Raw genomic sequence first — 17,978 nt, 5'->3', positions numbered from 1 at the left:
AGTGGTCAAGTGATTGCTCTACCGCCCCCCAAACCGAAGAGCTTCATGGGCACAACGGGGAAGCCCTCTCCCCGTTCGCGCTCCTGTTCATTCACCGTGGCAGCACGCCGATTTCGCCCCACCCTCATAGCGGTCATGATGCCGCACCCAGTCCATGATCTCGTCCTCATTCCTGCCCTTGGGCGTGAGGTCGTGAAAGTTGTAGGCGCCCACCAGCAGGTCCAAGCCCCGAGCGTACGTGGAATAGGTATGGAAGATCGCGCCGGCCTCATCCCGGTAGAACACGCTCAGCCCCGGCATTTCTTCCTCGGCGCTGTCGGTCTTTTCGTAGTTGTAGGTGGCCTTGCCGGCGTCGGCGTCTTCGCTCCGGGCGCAAACGCCGAAGTCGTAGTTGAAATCGGAACCGTCTGACGACACCCAATCGAATCTCCAGCCCATCCGCCGCTTGAAGGCCTGGAACTCGGCGAACGGTGCGTGGGACACCGCCACCAGGGCGATGTCGTGATGGGCCAGGTGCAGGTCGGCGCCGTCGAAGTGGTCGGCCAGGAACGAGCAGCCCTGGCAGCCTTCTTCCCAGCCCTTGGCGAACATGAAGTGGTAGACGATCAGTTGGCTGTGCTCACCGAACAGATCGGCCAGCCTCAGTTCGCCGTCGGGGCCGTGGAAGCGGTAGTCCTTGTCGACCTTCACCCAGGGCAGGGCGCGGCGTTGGGCGCTGAGGCGGTCGCGTTCGCGGGTGAAGGCCTTTTCGTCGGCCAGGTGTCGTTGGCGGGCGGCGAGCCATTCTTCGCGCGACACCACCGGATGATTCTGCACGTTCATGATGATTTCTCCTGCGGGGTTGAAACCGTCTGTCTCAGACTAGTCGTTCACTCACGGGGGAATTCGACAGACCGCCGGTCGGTCGGCGCCGTGAATCCGGCTGAACGGCACCGGACGCCTCCGGTCACACCTTTTGAGAGCGTTTTCACTGACGCACACCGGAGGTTGAATCGGATGACGACTTACAACTGGGATTTGATCGAGCGCTTGCTGCACGAAGCGCAGAACAGCGCAGGCCACAGCTTCACGCCACGGCCTTACGCCGAGCAGCACGCGGCGGAGAAGGCCGCCGCCGGTGAGCCGATAGACAACCTGGATCACCTCAAGACCCTGGCCTGCGAGTACGAAAAACTGCTGCTGTTGCGCGGCTACATCGAGCCCCGGCCGGAAGAGGAAGGCGGCACCGGAGAGAACTTCATCCTGACCCCGCGCGGCGCGAGCCTTTTGAGCCTGATCGACAGCAGCATCCCCGGCAACGACCACCCTCGGCAGGTGCTGGACGAGCAGGAAGATGCGCTGGACGAGCGGACGTTCGACGGGGTGGCCTCCAAGGCGCAGATTGCCTGAGCCTTTCGCCAGCGTATTGCGGTGGCCTCACTGACGCCATCGCCAGCAGGCTGGCTCCCACAGGGGATCCCCGGTGTCCGCAGGATCCCTGTACACCACAGAAACCTGTGAGAGCTGGCTTGCCAGCGATTGGGCATCACAGCCGACCTCTCCGGTGGCTGACAGGCCGCTATCGCTAGCAAGCTAGCTCCCACAGGTATTGCGGGTGTACTCAGGATCGGCCGCCACCCCAAATTACTGTGGGAGCTGGCTTGCCAGCGATGAGGCCAACACTGCCGACATCCCTGTTGCCTGACCCACCGCCATCGCCAGCAGGCTGGCTCCCACAGGGGATCCCCGGTGGGAGCTGGCTTGCCAGCGATTGGGCCATCACAGCCGACCTCTCCGGTGGCTGACAGGCCGCATCGCCAGCAGGCTGGCTCCCACAGGTCTCGCGGATGGACTCAGGACCGGCGGCCACCCCAAATCACTGTGGGAGCCAGCCTGCTGGCGATGGCGCCCGCCCAGGCACCGCTGGCCTAGCTGCTTTGAGCAGCTTTCAGGCATTTGAGGTCGTTGAAGTCCTTGCGCACGCCCTCGATTTTCTTCAACAGCCGCTGACGCTGCTGCGGTGTGCTCTCGGCCATGAGGTCGACGATCAGCGAACGGGCCTGGGCCTCGGTGTTGGCGTAGGCCGTGCGGTAGTCCGGCGTCCATAAGCTCTCGCGGTTGACCAGAAGCGTCTCGATCCTTTGTGGGAACCCGGGGCTCTGCCGCTGCGCCACCGCCGCGCTGAACTGCTTTTGCCAGTGGGCACGGTTGGCGATCCACTGGGTGTTCTGGTCGCCCAGCGCTGTGGACCAGGCCATTACCCGTCGTTCTTGCGTCACGCTCAGGGGCCCGAGCCAGTCGTTCAGGCGCTTGTCCATGCGGGCGCCGCGTTCGGCGATCTGTTGGTTGAGCGGCGGCTTGAGGTATTCCTGCTCGCGTTTGCGCAGATCCTTGGCGAACGCGTCGTTCATCTCGGCGACCTGCCGGTCGTCCAGCCCTTGCAGCAGTTCGACGGCCGACGGGGTGATCTGCCGGGCGGTCTCGGCGATGGCCTGCTTGGCTTCCGCCGTGCGGGCCTGAAGGGCGTCGTCGGTGACCTGGTTGCGCTCGACCATCGTTTGCAGGCGGTCCAGCCAGTCGAGGTAACCCGGCAACTGCGTGGTGCAGTGCCAGCTCAGGTGCGCCTTGAGGCGCTCGTTGAACCAGCCTTTCTGCTCGCCGTTCATGTCCAGGTAGTCGCTGAGCGTCCACGGAATGATCACGTCGAGGTTGCGGTAGGCCAGGCCGATGCGGCTGCAGGCGCCGAGGGCGAGGATGAAGGCCAACAGGACAAAGAGGTGCTTGAACCGGCGAGACATGGGCGAATCCTTGCGAAAGCCAGTCTGATGTTCATGTGAACGCAGCATGGCCCCGCCGGTTCAGCCGATCAATAGAACGCGCGCTCGGCCTTTAGCGTGACCAGCCCGTCGCACTGGCTGTTGTGGCCGGAGTAGGCTGAGCAGTCGCTGCCGCCGAGGCTGGAGTTGCTGTAGATCAGGTTCAGGTCGATGCCCATGAACGGGCGGGAGAACTTCAGCGACCAGTCGCTGAAGGCGCTGACATAACCGCCGTCCACCGACACCGGCGTGTTCAGCCGGTGGCGGGTGTACTTCATGCTGATGCCGATGCCGAACGGCTGGTTGCCGCCGAAGTCGGCGAACAGAGTGTTGTTGCGCTTGTCCGGATCGTCGCTGAAGGCCAGGCCGAAACGGCTGCCGAGCAGGGTCAGGCCGCCGAACAGTTCCTGGCTGTCGGGCGTGTCGACGCGGGGATAGCTGTAGCGGATCGTGCCGACTTCATAGCCCAGGGTCTGGTCGAAGGGCTGCTTGAAGCCCAGGTAAGAATCGACTTCCAGGTCTTTGCCCGGCGTGATGCCCATGCTGGGCGACCATTGGCCGAAGTAGAAGCCGCTGTCGTGGCTCAGGTCGAGGCCGCCGTGGAAGGCGCCGACCGCCGAAGGCTTGACCAGGCCTTGGGCCATGCTGCGGCTGGGGCTGGTGCCGAGCTTGAGGTCGAAGTCGCCGAGTTCGCGCTGGAAGATCTGCGCAACGGCGCCGGGGCAGGCCAGCAGGCCGACAAGCAATAAACAGAAGGGTTTGAACATGCGTCACTCCTTGAACAGCGAGGGCAGGGCGGTAGGACCTGCTGAAACGCTTTATCCAGACGCGTGCAAGGATACCGGCGAATGATCGGCGCCGGGGGCCGTTCGTCGATTGTCGGTGAGGGATTAAACGCGAGAGAGGTGCAGCGAGGGGCCGGTCCAGACGCTTCGAAGCTCAAAGCGCCTGTGGACGGAGGGGTTACTTCTTGCCCAGGCTGATCTGCCGGGAAGGGGCGTAGGTCTGGCCGCTGACGCCTTTGGCGATCTGCTGGATCTCGCCGCCGGACTTGAGGAACGCGGCGATCTGGTCGTTCAGCGATTCGCTGGTTTCAACGGCTGGAGCGGGCTTGGCTTTGCTGGCGGAGGCTTTGACACGCATGGCGGGCATTGACCTGTAAAAGTGGCTCGGCCGGCCAGACTACCGTAATTCCCCGACAAAATCTGGGTGAATGTCCAGGGCAAAGACCAACCTGAAAAGTCGGATATTGTCGCCCGTAGGTTGAAACGACCCGCTAACCTCCTGTTTTGAATCAGAACGCAGGCGGGCACGGAGGCAAGCTCAGCATGCAGCAGGCCCTTTCGACAATCGGACGAACGGCACCGTTGAAAGGAAGCCCAAGCCATGGGCGAATCTGCCTCGCCGGCCGTTCGTGCCGTCAACGCACCGGACAAAACCGGGTAGAATGCCGCCCACGCAAGTGAGGGTATTGGAAATGGCTTTAGTCGGGCGTTACAACAGTTTGCAAGTGGTCAAGCACACCAGCTTCGGCCTGTACCTGGACGGCGGCGCCGACGGCGAGATTCTCTTGCCCAACCGCTACGTCCCCAAGGATGTGCCCAGCGAAGATGAAGACTGGCTCAATGTGTTCGTCTATCTGGACAGCGAAGACAAACTGCTCGCCACCACCGAAAAACCGAAGATCCAGGTCGGCGAGTTCGCCAGCCTCAAGGTGGTCGAGATCAACAGCATCGGCGTGTTCCTCGATTGGGGCCTGCCCAAGGACCTGCTGCTGCCGTACTCCGAGGAAAAGCGCCAGTTGAGTGCCGGCGACTACTGCGTGGTGCATGCGTACCTCGACAAGCGCACCCGCCGCATCACCGCCACCGCGCGGCTGGACCGCTACCTGGACAAGACCCCGGCCACCTACGCGCCTGGGCAAGAGGTCGATCTGCTGGTCGTCGAGTCCACCGACATGGGCTACAAGGCGATCATCAACAACAAGCATTGGGGCCTGATCCACAAGAACGAGATCTTCAAGTACATGCGCTCGGGCATGCGCGAGAAGGGCTTCATCAAGGAAATGCGTGCCGACGGCAAGATCAGCCTCAGCCTGCAACCGGTCGGCCAGGAAGCGGCGGGCAGCCTGAACGCGAAGATCCTCGCCAAGCTGCGCGAAAGCAACGGCACCCTGGCGGTGAGCGACAAGAGCGATCCGGCGCTGATCAGCAGCCTGTTCGGCGTCAGCAAGGGCAACTTCAAGAAGGCCATCGGGGCGTTGTACAAGAACGGCCAGATCGTCATCCATGCCGACCGCATCGAGCTGACCTGAGTTTTACCGCTGTCTGTGCTGCCCGAACCGGCCTCGTTCCCTGTGGGAGCGAGCCTGCTCGCGATGGACGGCGCAGCCGTCATCCATTTGCCCCGGATCCGTCCGGGGCTTTATTTTCAGCGTTGGGGAAATCTGCCATGACCTGTGTGTTCGAGGTGTCGCGATGAGCGCCGAGCGGCGCAACGCCGACGGTTTCGCCCTGCAAGTGATGATCGGCCTGTGCCTGGTCTGGGGCGTGCAGCAGGTGATGATCAAGTGGGCGGCGGCCGACATCGCGCCGGTGATGCAGGCGGCCGGTCGGTCGGGGATCTCGGCGTTGCTGGTGGGCCTGCTGATCTGCGTCAAGGGCGGCTGGGACCAGGTGGGCGCGACCTGGCGCGGCGGCCTGCTGGCCGGTGCCTTGTTCGGCCTCGAGTTCTTCTTCATCGCCGAGGGGCTGCAACTGAGCACGGCGGCGCACATGTCGGTGTTCCTCTACACCGCGCCGATCTTCACGGCGCTGGGCGTGCATTTCCTGCTGCCCGGCGAGCGTCTGCGCGCGGTGCAGTGGTTGGGCATCTGCCTGGCGTTCGTCGGCATCGCCATCGCCTTCGCCGGCGGGGTGTCGTGGGACAACCTCGACCGGCGCATGCTGTTGGGCGATGCCCTGGGCGTGCTGGCCGGCGCCTGCTGGGGCGCGACCACGGTGGTGGTGCGCGCCTCGCGCCTGTCCGAGGCGCCGGTGACGCTGACCCTGTTCTATCAGCTGATCGTCGGTTTCCTCGGCCTGCTGGCGATTGCGCTGTTCAGCGGCCAGATCACCCACGTCAGCCTCACCGGCGTGGCGGTGGCCAGCGTGCTGTTCCAGGGCGTGGTGGTGTCGTTCTTCAGCTACCTGATCTGGTTCTGGCTGCTGCGGCGCTACCTGGCGGCCAACCTGGCGGTGTTTTCGTTCATGACGCCGCTGTTCGGCGTCACGTTCGGCGTGTTGCTGCTGGGCGAGAAGCTGAGCCTGAACTTCATCGCCGGCGCGGTGCTGGTGCTGCTCGGCATCACCTTCGTCAGCGCCGAGCAGTGGGTGCGCCGGCGCCTGCGCAAAGCTCTGGGTCAGCCCTGAGCGGTTGCAGGGCCAGGCCGCCGGCGACCAGCAGGCCGCTGCCGGCGAGCACCAGCGCCGGTTGCAGGCCGCCGCCGAAATGGCTGCTCAGCGCCGCCAGCAACGGGCCGCTGAGCTGACCGACCGCGAAGCACGCGGTCAGCAGCCCGGCGTTGCGCTGGGTGGCGTGGGGCGCCAGCTCCCGCGAGCGCTGCATCACCAGTTGCATGCAGGCCAGGAACGGCGTGCCGCACAGGATCACCCCCAGCGCCAGCCCGGCGCCGCTGCCCAACAGACAGGCGAACACCCCGGCCGCCTGCAGCCACAGGGTGGCCAGCAGCCAATGGCGGGTGGTGCCCCCATCGGGCTTGCGCAGGCTCACCAGCACGACGCCGAGGGCCGACGCCAGGCCGAAGCAGGGCCAGAACAGATCCGCCTGCCATTGCCCGTGGAACTGCGCGTTGGCCATCTGCGACAGGAACGTGGCCGGAATGATGTAACCCACCCCGTACAGTGCGTACACCGCCGCCAGCCGGGCGATGCCGCGGGTCGGCGCGCCGCTGGCCTCGGGGGCTGCGGCCGCCGGAACGGCCGGTTGCGGCAGGATCCGCACGATGCCCAGCAGCATCGCCAGCGCCACGGCGGCGTAGATCAGCCACAAGGTGGCGGACGTCTGGTTCAACAGGTGTGAGGCCAGCGCCAGCAGGCCTGTCAGAAAAATCCCCAATCCCGGCCCGGCAAACACCACCGCGCCCAGCCGTGGGCGACCGGCGGCCAACGCCAGCGGCTGGCTCAAGGCCGTGATCATCACCAGCACCCAGGCGCTGGCCACGCCGGTGCCGAAGCGCAGGATCAGGTGCGACCAGAACCCGTCGGCCCAGAACGAGGCCAGGGTCAGCAGCACGCACAGCCACAGGCCGCCGTGCAAGCGGCCGCGCACCTGCTCCGGCCGACGGGAAAACATCGCATCCACCGCGCCCAGCAGGTAGCCGAGGTAATTGGCGGCGGCGATCAGGCCGGCGGCGGTCAGGTCGACCTGGCCTTCGCTGAGCAGGTGCGGCATTTGCGGGGTGAGGGCGAAACGCCCGATGCCCATGGCCATCATCAGGGCGACAAAACTGGCGAGAAGGCGAATCAGCGGTGACATGGTCGCAGTTCCAGGAAGGTTCGATGACCGTCAGGCTAGGACTGATTGACTTTCTTTAAAATTGAATAATAGTGAGTAACTTGTTCTGTTACGGAGAAGACTCGTGGAATTCAGCCAACTGCGGATCTTTCAGGCGGTGGCCGAGGAAGGTTCGATCACCCGCGCCGCCGAACGCCTGCACCGGGTGCCGTCCAACCTGTCGACCCGGCTTAAACAGCTGGAGGAGCAGTTGGGCGTCGAACTGTTCGTCCGCGAGCGTCAGCGTTTACAGCTGTCGCCTGCGGGAAAAGTCCTGCTGGACTACGCCGGCAAGCTGTTCGCCCTGCGTGACCAGGCCAGCGCGGCGGTGATGGGCGGGCAGCCGGCGGGGGACTTCGTGCTGGGCACGCTGTACAGCACGGCGGCGATCCATCTGCCGGCGCTGCTGGCCCGCTATCACAAGCGCTATCCGGCGGTGAACCTGCAAGTGCAGTCCGGGCCCAGCGGTGAGCTGCTCGAAGGACTGCTCACCGGCCGGCTCGACGCGGCGCTGGTGGACGGCCCGCCGCAGCTGGCCGGCATCGACGGCGTGCCGCTGTGCAACGAGCGGCTGGTGCTGATCAGCGAGGCCGAGCACCCGCCGGTGCGCAGCGCCAAGGATGTCGAGGGGCGCGCGGTGTTCACCTTCCGCCATGGCTGCGCCTACCGTGCGCGGCTGGAATCCTGGTTTGCCCACTACCACGCGGCCATGGGCCGGGCGATGGAGATCGAGTCGTATCAGGGCATGCTGGCCTGCGTGATCGCCGGCAGCGGGGTGGCGCTGATGTCCGAGTCGATGCTCGCCAGCCTGCCGGGGCGCGAAGGCGTGGCGGTGCACCCGCTGGCCGAGCCGTTCGCCAGCGCGACGACGTGGCTGATGTGGCGCAGAGGGATGGTCGGCGCCAACCTCAATGCCTGGATCGAACAGCAGCGGGCGCTCTATCCCGTGGCCGGTGAAGACACGCGGGAAACGGCTTGAGCGAACGGTCAGGGATTTCGTCCGATTCAGTAACAGATCATTGCGGATTTCACTGCGCATTGCGTAGGACTTCAGACTATTATCAGTGCGAAGCGGCCTCAGAATTCCGGCCGCTCGGCACCACCCTGAAGGGGGCATGACGATGAAAGAGAAAATTCAGAACTGGCTGCACGATTTGGGTGTTGCCCTCGGCTTGATCGAACCGCCTCTGCAACCTGTACCGATCCGCACCGACGACGAACAGCGCCGGCGTCAGCCGCGTCGCCGGTAACCAAGGCGCAATCCTGTGGCGAGGGCGCCTGCTCCCGCCTACGGCTCAGCCGCCACCCATCACAGGGCCGCTTGGCGGCCCGGCGCGAGCAAGCGCCCTCGCCACACAGACCTGCTCTTCGACTCAGCCGGTCTCGTCCTCAAGCACGTATCAGACAACCGTTCTCAATGCCGGCTGATTTCCATCAGGAACCGGCTCAAGTCATTCGCCGTTTTCGCGCGCCTGAGCATTCGGTCTTCCTCCGCGGTGAACGCCGTCAGTCCGAATTCATCTTCCAGATGAAAGATCAGATCTTCGATGTCCGCTTTCTCCAGCCCCAATTGCGCCAGGCTGGTGTTGTCGTCGAATTCGCGGTTCTCCAGCAGGCGAAAGATGAATCGGTGCACGGCGGCGCGCACGGCGGCTCTGTTCATGGCAGTCATTCGAAGGTGTCGACCTGATGGAGTACAGCAGGCTTCACCCGTGCCGGCGCAGCCACTGGTCAATCATTCCCCGCAGATGCTCCCCGGAGAAGCTGCCGAAGTGCCCGCCATGCACCGTGCGCACCGGCAGGCCGTGCAGGCGCCGCAGGCTGGCGGCGTAGTCGTCGAGGTCGGAGTGGTAGGCGTCTTCGATCAGCGGGCCGTCGTAGATGATGTCGCCGCTGAACAGGGTTTGGGTCGCCGCTTCGTACAGGCTGATCCCGCCCGGCGAATGCCCCGGCGTGTGCAGCACCTGCAGCGTGCGGTCGCCCAGGTCGAGCACGTCGCCGTCCTCGACGAAGCCGGTGGCCGGCGCTGCCTTGACCCGGTACTCGGCATAGCACAGCGGGCAGTCCGGGTGGGCCTCGAACATGTCGTCGCCGACGAAGGCGCGGCTCAGGTCGTTGTCGCCGTCCGGCGCCGCCAGAATGTCGGCCTCGGCCGGATGCACCAGCCGCTCGGCGAATTCGTGGTGGCCGGCGATGTGGTCGAAGTGGCAATGGCTGGCCACCGCCACCAGCGGCCGCTCGGTGAGCCAGGGCAGTTGTTCGCGCAGGCTGACCAGCCCCGAGCCGCTGTCGAGCAGCAGATCCTTGTCGCGGCCTTGGATGTGCCACAGGTTGCAGCGGTAGAACGGCCGGATGTACGGCTCGTGGATCAGGCGGATGCCGTCGCCCAGGGACTGGACTTCGAACCACCGGTCGCGGCTGACGATCTTCATCAATCATTTTCTCCAGACGAAAAAAACGGGTGTGGCAACCGACGCCACACCCGCCGAAGAAAGCATCGAGTCGTTATGTGAAGCTTAGATCGCGCTGGCCACCGGGGCAGGGCGACGGGACATCAGGCTCACCACCACGAAGCTCACCAGGCCCACGGCCAGGCTGTAGTAGATCGGGGTGTTGGCGTCCAGACCGTCCTTGACCATGAACAGCAGCGCCGTGGCGAAGCCCATGCCCATGCTGGCGATGGCGCCGGCGGTGGTCGCGCGCTTCCAGAAGATCGCGCCGATCAGCGGGATCAGCATGCCGCCCACCAACAGGTTGTAGGCCAGGGTCAGGGCGCTGATCACGTCGTTCACCACCAGGGCGATGGCCAGCACCACGGCGCCGGTCAGCAGGGTGAACAGGCGATTGATGCCCAGGCTCGACGGCTTGCCGCCGCGCAGCTTGGGCAGCAGGTCTTCGGTCAGGGTGGTGGACGCGGCCAGCAGGCCGGCGCTGGCGGTGGACATCATCGCGGCCAGCGCGGCGGCGATCACCAGGCCGCGGATGCCGTCCGGCAGCGACAGTTTGACGATGGCGGCGAAGGCGTTGTTGACGTTGTCCAGGTCCGGGATCAGCACGTGGGCCGCCATGCCGATCAGGGCGCAGGCCAGGCCGTAGAGGATGCAGTAGACCCCGGCGAAGCTGCCGGCGTACTGGGCCACTTTCTCGTTCTTGACGGTGAACACCCGTTGCCAGATGTCCTGACCGATCAGGATGCCGAAGAAGTAGATCATGAAGTAGGTGATGATCGTGTCCCAGCCGATGGTGGTGAAGTTGAACGCCGCCGCCGGCAGCTTCATCACCAGGTCGTCCCAGCCGCCGACGCGGTACAGGCAGATCGGCAGCAGGATGAACATCAGGCCCACGGTCTTGATGATGAACTGGACGATGTCGGTCAGGGTCAGCGACCACATGCCGCCGATGGCCGAGTAGACCACCACCACGCCGCCGCCCAGCAGCACCGAGATCCAGAACGGCAGGCCGAACAGCACCTGCAGCACGGTGCCGATGGCCAGGATCGAGGTCACGCCGATCATCAGCGCGTAGGCCAGCATGATCGCCGCGCTCGCCGAGCGGGCCATCGGGTTGTAGCGCTTCTCCAGCACCTGGGTGACGGTGTAGATCTTCAGTTTCAGCAGCGGCTTGGCCAGGAACAGGTTCAGCGCGACGATGCCGCAGCCCAGGGCCGCGCACAGCCAGAAGCCGGAGATCCCGTGCACATAGCCCAGGCGCACGGTGCCGACGGTGGACGCACCGCCCAGCACGGTCGCCGCCATGGTGCCCATGTACAGGCTCGGGCCCAGGTTGCGCCCGGCGACCAGGAAGTCTTCGTTGGTTTTGGCCTTGCGCATGCCGAAGTAGCCGAGCAAGAGCATGCCGGCCGCGTAGATGAGGACGACGAATAAATCCAAAGCCATGATGGCGTGTCTCCGATTGTCTTTTTTATGGTGAAACAAATGGGTTCGGTGTGGCTGCCCCCCGTGGGAGCGAGCCTGCTCGCGATTGCGGTCTGTCGGTCACATCGAAGCCGGATGTGCCGCCGTCATCGCGGGCAGGCTCGCTCCCACAGGGGCAAGTCGCTTACGCCAGTTCAGGCTTGGCCGCCGGGTTCAGCCTTTTGCTCCGGGCATCCTGCGGGCCGTACACCAGCGCCGGCTCCGGGAACAGGCTCAGCAGCATCAGGTACAGCACCGAGGCCAGGCCCAGGGTCACCAGCAGGCTGATGTCGATGCCGCCGGCCAGTTCGCCCAGCGGGCCGACGAACTGCCCCGGCAGGTTGACGAAGCACAGGCCGACCGCCGCGCTGGGGATCCAGGCGCCCATGCCGCGCCAGTTCCAGCCGTGGTGGAACCAGTAGCGGCCGCCTCGCTCGCCGCGGGTGAACACTTGCAGGTCGTCCGGGCAGTAGAAGCCGCGGCGCACCACCAGGCCGATGATCATGATCACCATCCACGGGGTGGTGCAGGTGATGATCAGCACGGCGAAGGTCGACACGCTCTGCACCAGGTTGGCCGCGAAGCGCCCGATGAAGATGAAGGCGATCGACAGCACGCCGATCAGCAGCGTCGCCTTGACCCGCGACAGCACCCGCGGGAACACGCTGGACATGTCAAGGCCGGTGCCGTACAGCGACGTGGTGCCGGTGGACATGCCGCCGATCACCGCAATCAGGCACACCGGCAGGAAGAACCAGCCCGGCGACACCGCCAGCAGGCCGCCGACGTAGTTGTTGGCCGCGATGTAGTCCGGCGTCTGGATCGCCACGATGGTGGCGGTGGTCAGGCCGAACAGGAACGGGATGAAGGTGGCGATCTGCGAAAGGATCACCGCCGTCATGATCCGCTGCCGGGAGGTGTCGCGCGGAATGTAGCGGGCCCAGTCGCCGAGGAACGCGCCGAAGGAGATCGGGTTGCTCATGGCCACCAGCGCCGCGCCGATGAACGCCGCCCAGAAGCCCGGCTGGCCGAGGCTGACGGTGCCGGCGTAATGCGCATCGAAGGGGCCGGCGAAGGCGAACGCGCCCAGCAGGAACAGCAGGCTGGCGCTCCACACCGCGATCTTGTTGACCCACAGCAGGAAGCGGAAGCCGTAGATGCACACGGTCAGCACCAGCACCGCGAACAGGCCGTAGGCCAGGCCCAGGGTCAGGTCGGTTTCCGGCAGGCCGATCAGGCGCTTGGCGCCGCCGATCAGCGCATCCCCTGAACTCCACACCGAGAGCGAGAAGAAGGCGATGGCGGTCAGCAGCGACAGGAACGAGCCGACGATCCGTCCGTGCACGCCGAAGTGCGCACCGGACGATACGGCGTTGTTGGTGCCGTTGAGCGGGCCGAACAGGCCCATCGGCGCAAGGATCAGCGAACCCAGCAGCACGCCCGAGACAATCGCCCAGACACCGGCCTGGAAAGACAGGCCGAACAGCACCGGGAAACTGCCGAGCACGGCGGTGGCGAAGGTGTTGGCGCCGCCGAAGATCATGCGGAACAAGTCCACGGGACCTGCGGTGCGTTCGTGGTCCGGGATCTGTTCGACCCCGTGGGTTTCAATCTGCGTAAGGCTTTGGTCGTTGTTCTTGTTATTCATGATCTGCTCCGATCATCAAGGCGCGCCCATCGTGCGTGGTCGTCGCCTGTTTGGCTAAGGGGGTGGCAGCCCTTCCGGCATTGCGGACAAATGTTCATGGCAGGCCAGCCATAGGCCTTGTTGTTCTAGGCTCGACGCGTGTTTCCTGAACACAATCGTCTCGCGCTCCTGGCTGAAGTGTTGCTCCCCTTGCATGCGCAGCTCGGTGGCCACGTCATGGATGAAGACCGCCACGTCACCTTGCAGGCTGACGTAGGCGTTGCTCGAGGTGCACGAGAGCACCTCGAAGCCATCCTCGGCGCGCCAGCTGTCCCACAGCGCCTGATAGGCGTCGCGCGACAGCAGGGGCTGTTCGAGGGTGTGGAACACGAAGCTGGCGTCGGCGCTGAAGGCACCGAAGTAGGCTTCGCGGTCGTTGCGGGCGAAGGCGGACACGAGGTCGGCGGCCGCCTGCAGAACCTGATCACGTTCGTTCATGGCGAACCCTCAGCGGTGGACCACGCCAGGCAGTACGCAGAGCATTTCGTACAGCAGGTTGGCGGCCAGCAGCGAGGTGTTGCCGGTGGTGTCGTAGGCGGGCGAGACTTCTACCAGATCGCAGCCGATCAGGTCGAGGCCCTGGCAGCCGCGCACGATCTCGATCGCCTGGATGGTGGTCAGGCCGCCGATTTCCGGGGTGCCGGTGCCGGGCGCCCAGGCCGGGTCGATGCCGTCGATGTCGAAGCTCAGGTACACCGGGCCGCCGCCGACTTTTTCGCGCACTTCGGCCATCAACGGCTCCAGCGACTTGTGCCAGCACTCTTCGGCCTGCACCACGCGGAAACCCTGGTCGCGGCTCCAGTTGAAGTCGTCGGCGGTGTAGCCTTGGGCCCGCAGACCAATCTGCACCACGCGGTCGCAATCCAGAAGGCCTTCTTCGACGGCGCGACGGAAGGTCGTGCCGTGGGCGATCTTCTCGCCGAACATGTGATCGTTCACATCGGCGTGGGCGTCGATGTGCACCAGGCCGACCTTGCCGTGCTTCTTGTGGATGGCGCGCAGGATCGGCAGGGTGATGGTGTGGTCGCCGCCCAGGGTCAGCGGGATCACGTTGTGCTCGAGGATGTTGTCGTAGGCTTCTTCGATGATGCGCACGGCGTCGAGCAGGTTGAAGGTGTTGATCGCCACGTCGCCGATGTCGGCCACCGACAGCGAGTCGAACGGGGCGGCGCCGGTGGCCATGTTGTACGGGCGGATCATCACCGATTCGGTGCGGATGTCGCGCGGCCCGAAACGGGTGCCGGGGCGCAGCGAGGTGCCGATGTCCAGCGGCACGCCGACGAAGGCGGCGTCGAGGCCGGCGGCGGTGTCGAGGTGGGGGAGTCGGAGCATGGTGGCGATGCCGCCGAAGCGCGGCATTTCGTTGCCGCCCAGTGGTTGGTGAAGAATCTTGTCCACGGGTAGGGCCTCATCGTCTTTGTTTTAGTTGTTCGGGTGCGCCGCTTACGCAAGGTTCGGGCACCGTTGTGGGCGGATTCTGCGAAATGCCGCAGGTCGGAAGAATCGCTGCGGGCAAATACTTAGTTCATATTTTTCTGAACTAATGGCGCGTCCGCAGATAGACTGACCGCCGAATCCCTCGATGGGATGAAGACTGCAATACCTGTGGGAGCGAGCTTGCTCGCGATCGCGGTGGATCGGTCAACATGGATGTCGGCTGTTACTCCGCCTTCGCGGGCAAGCCCGCTCCCACCAGGATCTGCATCGGCTTGAGCTACGTGCACTGCCCTGAGACCGGAGCCTTACGATGGCCAACGCTTTACCCGACCTGAAACTTTTGCGCATCTTCGTCAGCGTGGTGCGCCATCAGGGATTCGCCAACGCCCAGCAGGAGCTCAACCTGTCGACCTCGGCGATCAGCACCTACATGAGCCAGCTGGAGGCCGCCCTCGGCCTGGTGCTGTGCCACCGCGGGCGCGGCGGGTTCAGCCTGACCAGCAAGGGCGAACTGTTCCATCAGGAGACCCTGCGCCTGCTGGCCGAGCTCGAAGGCTTCGAGCAGTACGCCGCCGCGCTCAAGGGCGAGCTGCGCGGCACGCTCAACCTCGGGGTGATCGACTCCACCGTCAGCGACAAGGCCCTGCCGTTCGCCGAGGCCATCGGCGCCTACAGCCAGGAGCACCCGGCGGTGCACCTGCACCTGTCGGTGATGAGCCCCTACGAATTGCAGCTGGGCGTGCAGGACAACCGTCTCGACCTGGCCATCGGCGCGTTCTCCACGCGCATGAGCGGCCTGGTGTACATGCCGCTGTACCGCGAGCAGCACTGGCTGTACTGCAGCAACCGTCACCCGCTGTTCACCGAGCGGCGGATCCCCGAGCAGGTCATCACCCAGCAGCGCATGGTCGGGCGCGGCTACTGGAGCCAGGCGGAACTGGCCCGCCACGGCTTCAAGCACAGCGCCGCGACGGTGGAGAGCATGGAGGCGCAGCTGATCCTGGTGCTGTCCGGCGCCTACATCGGTTACCTGCCGGAGCATTACGCCCAGGCCTGGGCCGACAAGGGCGACCTGCGCGTGCTGCTGCCGGCGACCTTCGGCTACCAGGCGCCGTTCTCGATGATCATGCGCCGTGGCCGCAGCCGCGAGCCGCTGATCCAGACCTTCCGCGATTTGCTCAAAGCCCAGCTCAATCAGGCCTGAAAATGTCCAGACCCCAATGCCCGCGCTGCCTGCGCCCTCTAACCCATTGCCTGTGCGCGCTGATCCCCAGCCTCGACAGCCGCACGCGGGTGTTGTTGCTGCAGCACCCGAGCGAGGTCAACCACGCGCTCAACACGGCGCGGCTGGCGGCGCTGGGGCTGACCAATGCCGAGCTGATCGTCGGTGAGGTGTTTGAGGATCTGCCGGCGCTGCTGAACCGGCCGGGGTATCAGGCGCGCTTGCTGTTTCCGGCGGACGATGCGCAGCCGATGCAGGCCTACGGCGCATCCGACGAACCGCTGCTGCTGGTGGTGCCCGACGGCACTTGGCGCAAGGCGCGCAAGCTGCTGCACCTCAACCCGTTGCTGGCGGCGCTGCCGCGGGTGACGCTGGCCGACGGCGGGGTGTCCCGCTACCGCTTGCGCAAGGCGCCCGGGCCCGGGGCGTTGTCCACGGTCGAGGCGATCGTCCAGGCCTTGCGGACGCTGGAGGCGCCGGCGTCGTTCGAGCCGCTGCTCAAGCCGTTCGAGGCGTTGATCGAGGGGCAGATCGCGGCGATGGGGGAGGAGACCTTCCAGCGCAATCATGCAGAAAAATGACCGGTGCCCTTGCTGGCCCCATCGCTGGCAAGCCAGCTCCCACAGGTATCACCGGTGCCTGCAAAATCCAGGCACACCGCAAACACTTGTGGGAGCTGCGGTGCGACGACTCGACTTGCCAGCGATGAGGCCGGCACTGCCGGCATTTCTGCTGCCTGACCCACCGCCATCGCCAGCAGGCTGGCTCCCACAAAGGATCCCGGCTGTCCGCAGAATCCCGGTACACCGCACAACCTGTAGGAGCTTGCCTGCAAGCGATGAGGCCAGTTCAGCCGACATCTCTGTTGCCTGGCCTACCGCTATCGCTGGCAAGCCAGCTCCCACAGTGTCCCTGTCGAACACAAAGTCCGAGCCCGGCGCTGAACCTGTGGGAGCTGGCTTGCCAGCGATGAGGCCATGCCTATCAGCACAAATTCCGGATAATCACTAGCGTTCGCGCATCGCCTCGGTCCGGGCTTTGAGCACCGGCTTGAGCAGGTAGTCCAGCACGGTTTTCTCGCCGGTGATGATGTCCACCGTCGCCACCATCCCCGGAATGATCAGCAGTGGCTTCACGTCCCCGCCCAAATGGTTTTTGTCGGTGCGCACCTGGATCAGGTAGAAGCTGTTGCCCTTGTCGTCGGTGATGGTGTCGGCGCCGATCAGTTCCAGCTTGGCGCTGAGCCCGCCGTAGATCGTGTAGTCGTAGGCGCTGAACTTGACCATGGCTTTCTGGCCCGGATGCAGGAACGCCACGTCCTGCGGACGCACCTTGGCCTCGATCAGCAGGTTGTCCTCCAGCGGCACGATCTCCACCATGTCGCTGCCTGGCTGCACCACGCCGCCGATGGTGTTGACCTTCAGTTGCTTGATCACCCCGTGCACCGGCGAGGTCACGGTGGTGCGGCTGACGCGGTCGTCGATGGCGATGCTCGACGCGGTGATCTTCGACAGGTCGGTGCGTTTCTCGTTGAGCTCCTTGGCCGCTTCGGAGCGGAAGGTCTGCTCCGATTCGTCGATCTTGCTGCGGATCTCGGCGATGGCCGATTCGGCCCGGGGGATCGCCAGGGTGGTGGCGTTGAGCGAGCCGCGGATCTCCACCGCGCTGCGCTTGAGCCGCAGGATCTCCACCGGGGAGACCGCGCCGGTCTTGACCAGCGGTTCGGACATGTTCATCTCCTGATTGACCAGCGCCAGGCTTGAGCTGAACTGCCCTTGCTTGGAGCGGAACTCGGCCAGTTCCTGGGTCTTCTGCCGCAGTTGCTCGCTGAGAGTGCGCTGTTCGCTGGCCAGTCGCCGCTGCCGTTGTTCGTACAGCGAGCGTTCGTCCTCGGCCACCTGCGGGGCCTTGCCGCTGACTTCGGCGGACACCGTGAACGGCCGGCCCTCGGCCTCCGCCGACAGCCGCTCGACCTGGGCCATCAGCGCATAGCGGTCGGCCTCGCTTTCGCCCTTGTTCGACAGGAACCGGGTGTCGTCCAGGCGCAGCAGGGTGTCGCCCTTGTTCACCATCTGGCCTTCGCGCACGAAGATTTCCGTGACGATGCCGCCCTCCAGGTTCTGGATCACCTGCACCTTGCTCGACGGGATCGCCTTGCCTTCGCCCATGGTCACTTCCTGGAGCACCGCGAACCTGGCCCACACCAGCGCGCTGATCAGCAGCGCCGCCGCCAGCCACACGGTGATGCGCGAGGCCCTGGGCGAATCCTGCAGCGAGGCGCCGGCGGTTTCCGGCATGAACTCGGCCTCGGCGCTTTTGCCGAAGCTGTCGAAGTAGCCGCGCTGTTTTGAAGACGAAGAAGCAGACAT

General features: G+C 65.1%; 19 protein-coding genes. 7 read left to right on the top strand and 12 right to left on the bottom strand.

Annotated features, from left to right (window positions below):
• Positions 1 to 87: 87 nt before the first annotated feature.
• The gene (locus tag CAG29_RS09170; RefSeq protein WP_085584987.1) at positions 88 to 822 is read right to left on the bottom strand and encodes a thioredoxin family protein; all 735 of its coding nucleotides are present in this window, start codon (positions 820 to 822) and stop codon (positions 88 to 90) included.
• 174 nt (positions 823 to 996) lie between these two features.
• Here CAG29_RS09170 and CAG29_RS09165 point away from each other — a divergent pair, with 174 nt between their 5' ends.
• Entirely contained in the window at positions 997 to 1,389 is a 393-nt protein-coding gene (locus tag CAG29_RS09165) for a transcriptional regulator (RefSeq protein ID WP_085584985.1), read from the top strand.
• Positions 1,390 to 1,907: 518 nt separating this feature from the next.
• Here the strand turns inward: CAG29_RS09165 and CAG29_RS09160 are convergent.
• From CAG29_RS09160 to CAG29_RS09150, 3 genes are all read right to left on the bottom strand, one after another.
• Complete coding sequence (locus CAG29_RS09160; protein ID WP_085584983.1) at positions 1,908 to 2,777, bottom strand: DUF6279 family lipoprotein; 870 nt, start codon at positions 2,775 to 2,777, stop codon at positions 1,908 to 1,910.
• A 68-nt stretch (positions 2,778 to 2,845) separates the two neighbouring features.
• Positions 2,846 to 3,562, bottom strand: coding sequence for a TorF family putative porin (locus CAG29_RS09155; protein WP_085584981.1), 717 nt, complete (start codon positions 3,560 to 3,562; stop codon positions 2,846 to 2,848).
• A gap of 196 nt (positions 3,563 to 3,758) precedes the next feature.
• The gene (locus CAG29_RS09150; RefSeq protein WP_170929956.1) at positions 3,759 to 3,947 is read right to left on the bottom strand and encodes a hypothetical protein; all 189 of its coding nucleotides are present in this window, start codon (positions 3,945 to 3,947) and stop codon (positions 3,759 to 3,761) included.
• A 325-nt stretch (positions 3,948 to 4,272) separates the two neighbouring features.
• Between CAG29_RS09150 and CAG29_RS09145 the strand changes: the two genes are divergently transcribed.
• Together CAG29_RS09145 and CAG29_RS09140 are read left to right on the top strand one after the other, a co-directional pair.
• Positions 4,273 to 5,109 (top strand): S1 RNA-binding domain-containing protein, encoded by an 837-nt coding sequence (locus tag CAG29_RS09145; RefSeq protein WP_085633078.1) that lies wholly within the window; start codon positions 4,273 to 4,275, stop codon positions 5,107 to 5,109.
• A 163-nt stretch (positions 5,110 to 5,272) separates the two neighbouring features.
• Entirely contained in the window at positions 5,273 to 6,205 is a 933-nt protein-coding gene (locus tag CAG29_RS09140) for a DMT family transporter (protein ID WP_085694299.1), read from the top strand.
• On the opposite strand, the gene CAG29_RS09135 is transcribed toward CAG29_RS09140, so the two are convergent.
• Complete coding sequence (locus CAG29_RS09135; RefSeq protein WP_085584973.1) at positions 6,150 to 7,331, bottom strand: MFS transporter; 1,182 nt, start codon at positions 7,329 to 7,331, stop codon at positions 6,150 to 6,152. The two genes, CAG29_RS09140 and CAG29_RS09135, sit on opposite strands and share 56 nt — an antisense overlap.
• Positions 7,332 to 7,434: 103 nt before the next feature.
• Here CAG29_RS09135 and CAG29_RS09130 point away from each other — a divergent pair, with 103 nt between their 5' ends.
• Complete coding sequence (locus CAG29_RS09130; protein WP_085584971.1) at positions 7,435 to 8,328, top strand: LysR family transcriptional regulator; 894 nt, start codon at positions 7,435 to 7,437, stop codon at positions 8,326 to 8,328.
• 142 nt (positions 8,329 to 8,470) lie between these two features.
• Entirely contained in the window at positions 8,471 to 8,599 is a 129-nt protein-coding gene (locus tag CAG29_RS28750; protein WP_003184145.1) for a PA1414 family protein, read from the top strand.
• Between the two features lie 164 nt (positions 8,600 to 8,763).
• On the opposite strand, the gene CAG29_RS09125 is transcribed toward CAG29_RS28750, so the two are convergent.
• From CAG29_RS09125 to speB, 6 genes are all read right to left on the bottom strand, one after another.
• Positions 8,764 to 9,012: a phosphopantetheine-containing protein gene (locus tag CAG29_RS09125; RefSeq protein ID WP_085584969.1), complete on the bottom strand. Its 249-nt coding sequence runs from the start codon at positions 9,010 to 9,012 to the stop codon at positions 8,764 to 8,766.
• Between the two features lie 43 nt (positions 9,013 to 9,055).
• Positions 9,056 to 9,781 carry an MBL fold metallo-hydrolase gene (locus CAG29_RS09120; RefSeq protein WP_085584967.1) on the bottom strand — a complete coding sequence of 242 codons (726 nt, stop codon included), beginning with the start codon at positions 9,779 to 9,781 and terminating at the stop codon, positions 9,056 to 9,058.
• An 84-nt stretch (positions 9,782 to 9,865) separates the two neighbouring features.
• On the bottom strand, positions 9,866 to 11,245 hold the full coding sequence (locus CAG29_RS09115) for a sodium:solute symporter (RefSeq protein ID WP_085584965.1): 1,380 nt from the start codon (positions 11,243 to 11,245) through the stop codon (positions 9,866 to 9,868).
• Positions 11,246 to 11,408: 163 nt separating this feature from the next.
• Positions 11,409 to 12,911, bottom strand: a complete 1,503-nt coding sequence (locus tag CAG29_RS09110) for a cytosine permease (protein ID WP_085694297.1) — start codon at positions 12,909 to 12,911, stop codon at positions 11,409 to 11,411.
• 54 nt (positions 12,912 to 12,965) lie between these two features.
• The gene (locus CAG29_RS09105; protein ID WP_085584961.1) at positions 12,966 to 13,388 is read right to left on the bottom strand and encodes a nuclear transport factor 2 family protein; all 423 of its coding nucleotides are present in this window, start codon (positions 13,386 to 13,388) and stop codon (positions 12,966 to 12,968) included.
• A gap of 9 nt (positions 13,389 to 13,397) precedes the next feature.
• Positions 13,398 to 14,348: an agmatinase gene (speB, locus tag CAG29_RS09100; RefSeq protein ID WP_085584959.1), complete on the bottom strand. Its 951-nt coding sequence runs from the start codon at positions 14,346 to 14,348 to the stop codon at positions 13,398 to 13,400.
• Positions 14,349 to 14,697: 349 nt separating this feature from the next.
• On the opposite strand from speB, the gene CAG29_RS09095 reads away from it, so the two are divergent.
• Entirely contained in the window at positions 14,698 to 15,591 is an 894-nt protein-coding gene (locus CAG29_RS09095; RefSeq protein ID WP_085584957.1) for a LysR family transcriptional regulator, read from the top strand.
• 2 nt (positions 15,592 to 15,593) lie between these two features.
• The gene (locus CAG29_RS09090; protein ID WP_085694294.1) at positions 15,594 to 16,190 is read left to right on the top strand and encodes a tRNA-uridine aminocarboxypropyltransferase; all 597 of its coding nucleotides are present in this window, start codon (positions 15,594 to 15,596) and stop codon (positions 16,188 to 16,190) included.
• 426 nt (positions 16,191 to 16,616) lie between these two features.
• Here the strand turns inward: CAG29_RS09090 and CAG29_RS09085 are convergent, their stop codons facing one another.
• Positions 16,617 to 17,978, bottom strand: coding sequence for an HlyD family type I secretion periplasmic adaptor subunit (locus tag CAG29_RS09085; RefSeq protein WP_085584952.1), 1,362 nt, complete (start codon positions 17,976 to 17,978; stop codon positions 16,617 to 16,619).

This window comes from Pseudomonas sp. B7(2017) (genome assembly GCF_002112745.1).
Classification (GTDB): domain Bacteria; phylum Pseudomonadota; class Gammaproteobacteria; order Pseudomonadales; family Pseudomonadaceae; genus Aquipseudomonas; species Aquipseudomonas ekonensis.
The sequence above is the reverse complement of the archived record's forward strand: the minus strand, read 5'-3'. Positions and strand labels throughout refer to the sequence as shown.

Excerpts from the sequence above, each read along its gene's own strand:
- CAG29_RS09170 (WP_085584987.1), bottom strand. The coding sequence starts at position 822 with ATGAACGTGCAGAATCATCCGGTGGTGTCGCGCGAAGAATGGCTCGCC.
- CAG29_RS09165 (WP_085584985.1), top strand. The coding sequence starts at position 997 with ATGACGACTTACAACTGGGATTTGATCGAGCGCTTGCTGCACGAAGCG.
- CAG29_RS09160 (WP_085584983.1), bottom strand. The coding sequence starts at position 2,777 with ATGTCTCGCCGGTTCAAGCACCTCTTTGTCCTGTTGGCCTTCATCCTC.
- CAG29_RS09155 (WP_085584981.1), bottom strand. The coding sequence starts at position 3,562 with ATGTTCAAACCCTTCTGTTTATTGCTTGTCGGCCTGCTGGCCTGCCCC.
- CAG29_RS09150 (WP_170929956.1), bottom strand. The coding sequence starts at position 3,947 with ATGCCCGCCATGCGTGTCAAAGCCTCCGCCAGCAAAGCCAAGCCCGCT.
- CAG29_RS09145 (WP_085633078.1), top strand. The coding sequence starts at position 4,273 with ATGGCTTTAGTCGGGCGTTACAACAGTTTGCAAGTGGTCAAGCACACC.
- CAG29_RS09140 (WP_085694299.1), top strand. The coding sequence starts at position 5,273 with ATGAGCGCCGAGCGGCGCAACGCCGACGGTTTCGCCCTGCAAGTGATG.
- CAG29_RS09135 (WP_085584973.1), bottom strand. The coding sequence starts at position 7,331 with ATGTCACCGCTGATTCGCCTTCTCGCCAGTTTTGTCGCCCTGATGATG.
- CAG29_RS28750 (WP_003184145.1), top strand. The coding sequence starts at position 8,471 with ATGAAAGAGAAAATTCAGAACTGGCTGCACGATTTGGGTGTTGCCCTC.
- CAG29_RS09125 (WP_085584969.1), bottom strand. The coding sequence starts at position 9,012 with ATGAACAGAGCCGCCGTGCGCGCCGCCGTGCACCGATTCATCTTTCGC.
- CAG29_RS09120 (WP_085584967.1), bottom strand. The coding sequence starts at position 9,781 with ATGAAGATCGTCAGCCGCGACCGGTGGTTCGAAGTCCAGTCCCTGGGC.
- CAG29_RS09115 (WP_085584965.1), bottom strand. The coding sequence starts at position 11,245 with ATGGCTTTGGATTTATTCGTCGTCCTCATCTACGCGGCCGGCATGCTC.
- CAG29_RS09110 (WP_085694297.1), bottom strand. The coding sequence starts at position 12,911 with ATGAATAACAAGAACAACGACCAAAGCCTTACGCAGATTGAAACCCAC.
- CAG29_RS09105 (WP_085584961.1), bottom strand. The coding sequence starts at position 13,388 with ATGAACGAACGTGATCAGGTTCTGCAGGCGGCCGCCGACCTCGTGTCC.
- CAG29_RS09095 (WP_085584957.1), top strand. The coding sequence starts at position 14,698 with ATGGCCAACGCTTTACCCGACCTGAAACTTTTGCGCATCTTCGTCAGC.
- CAG29_RS09090 (WP_085694294.1), top strand. The coding sequence starts at position 15,594 with ATGTCCAGACCCCAATGCCCGCGCTGCCTGCGCCCTCTAACCCATTGC.
- CAG29_RS09085 (WP_085584952.1), bottom strand. The coding sequence starts at position 17,978 with ATGTCTGCTTCTTCGTCTTCAAAACAGCGCGGCTACTTCGACAGCTTC.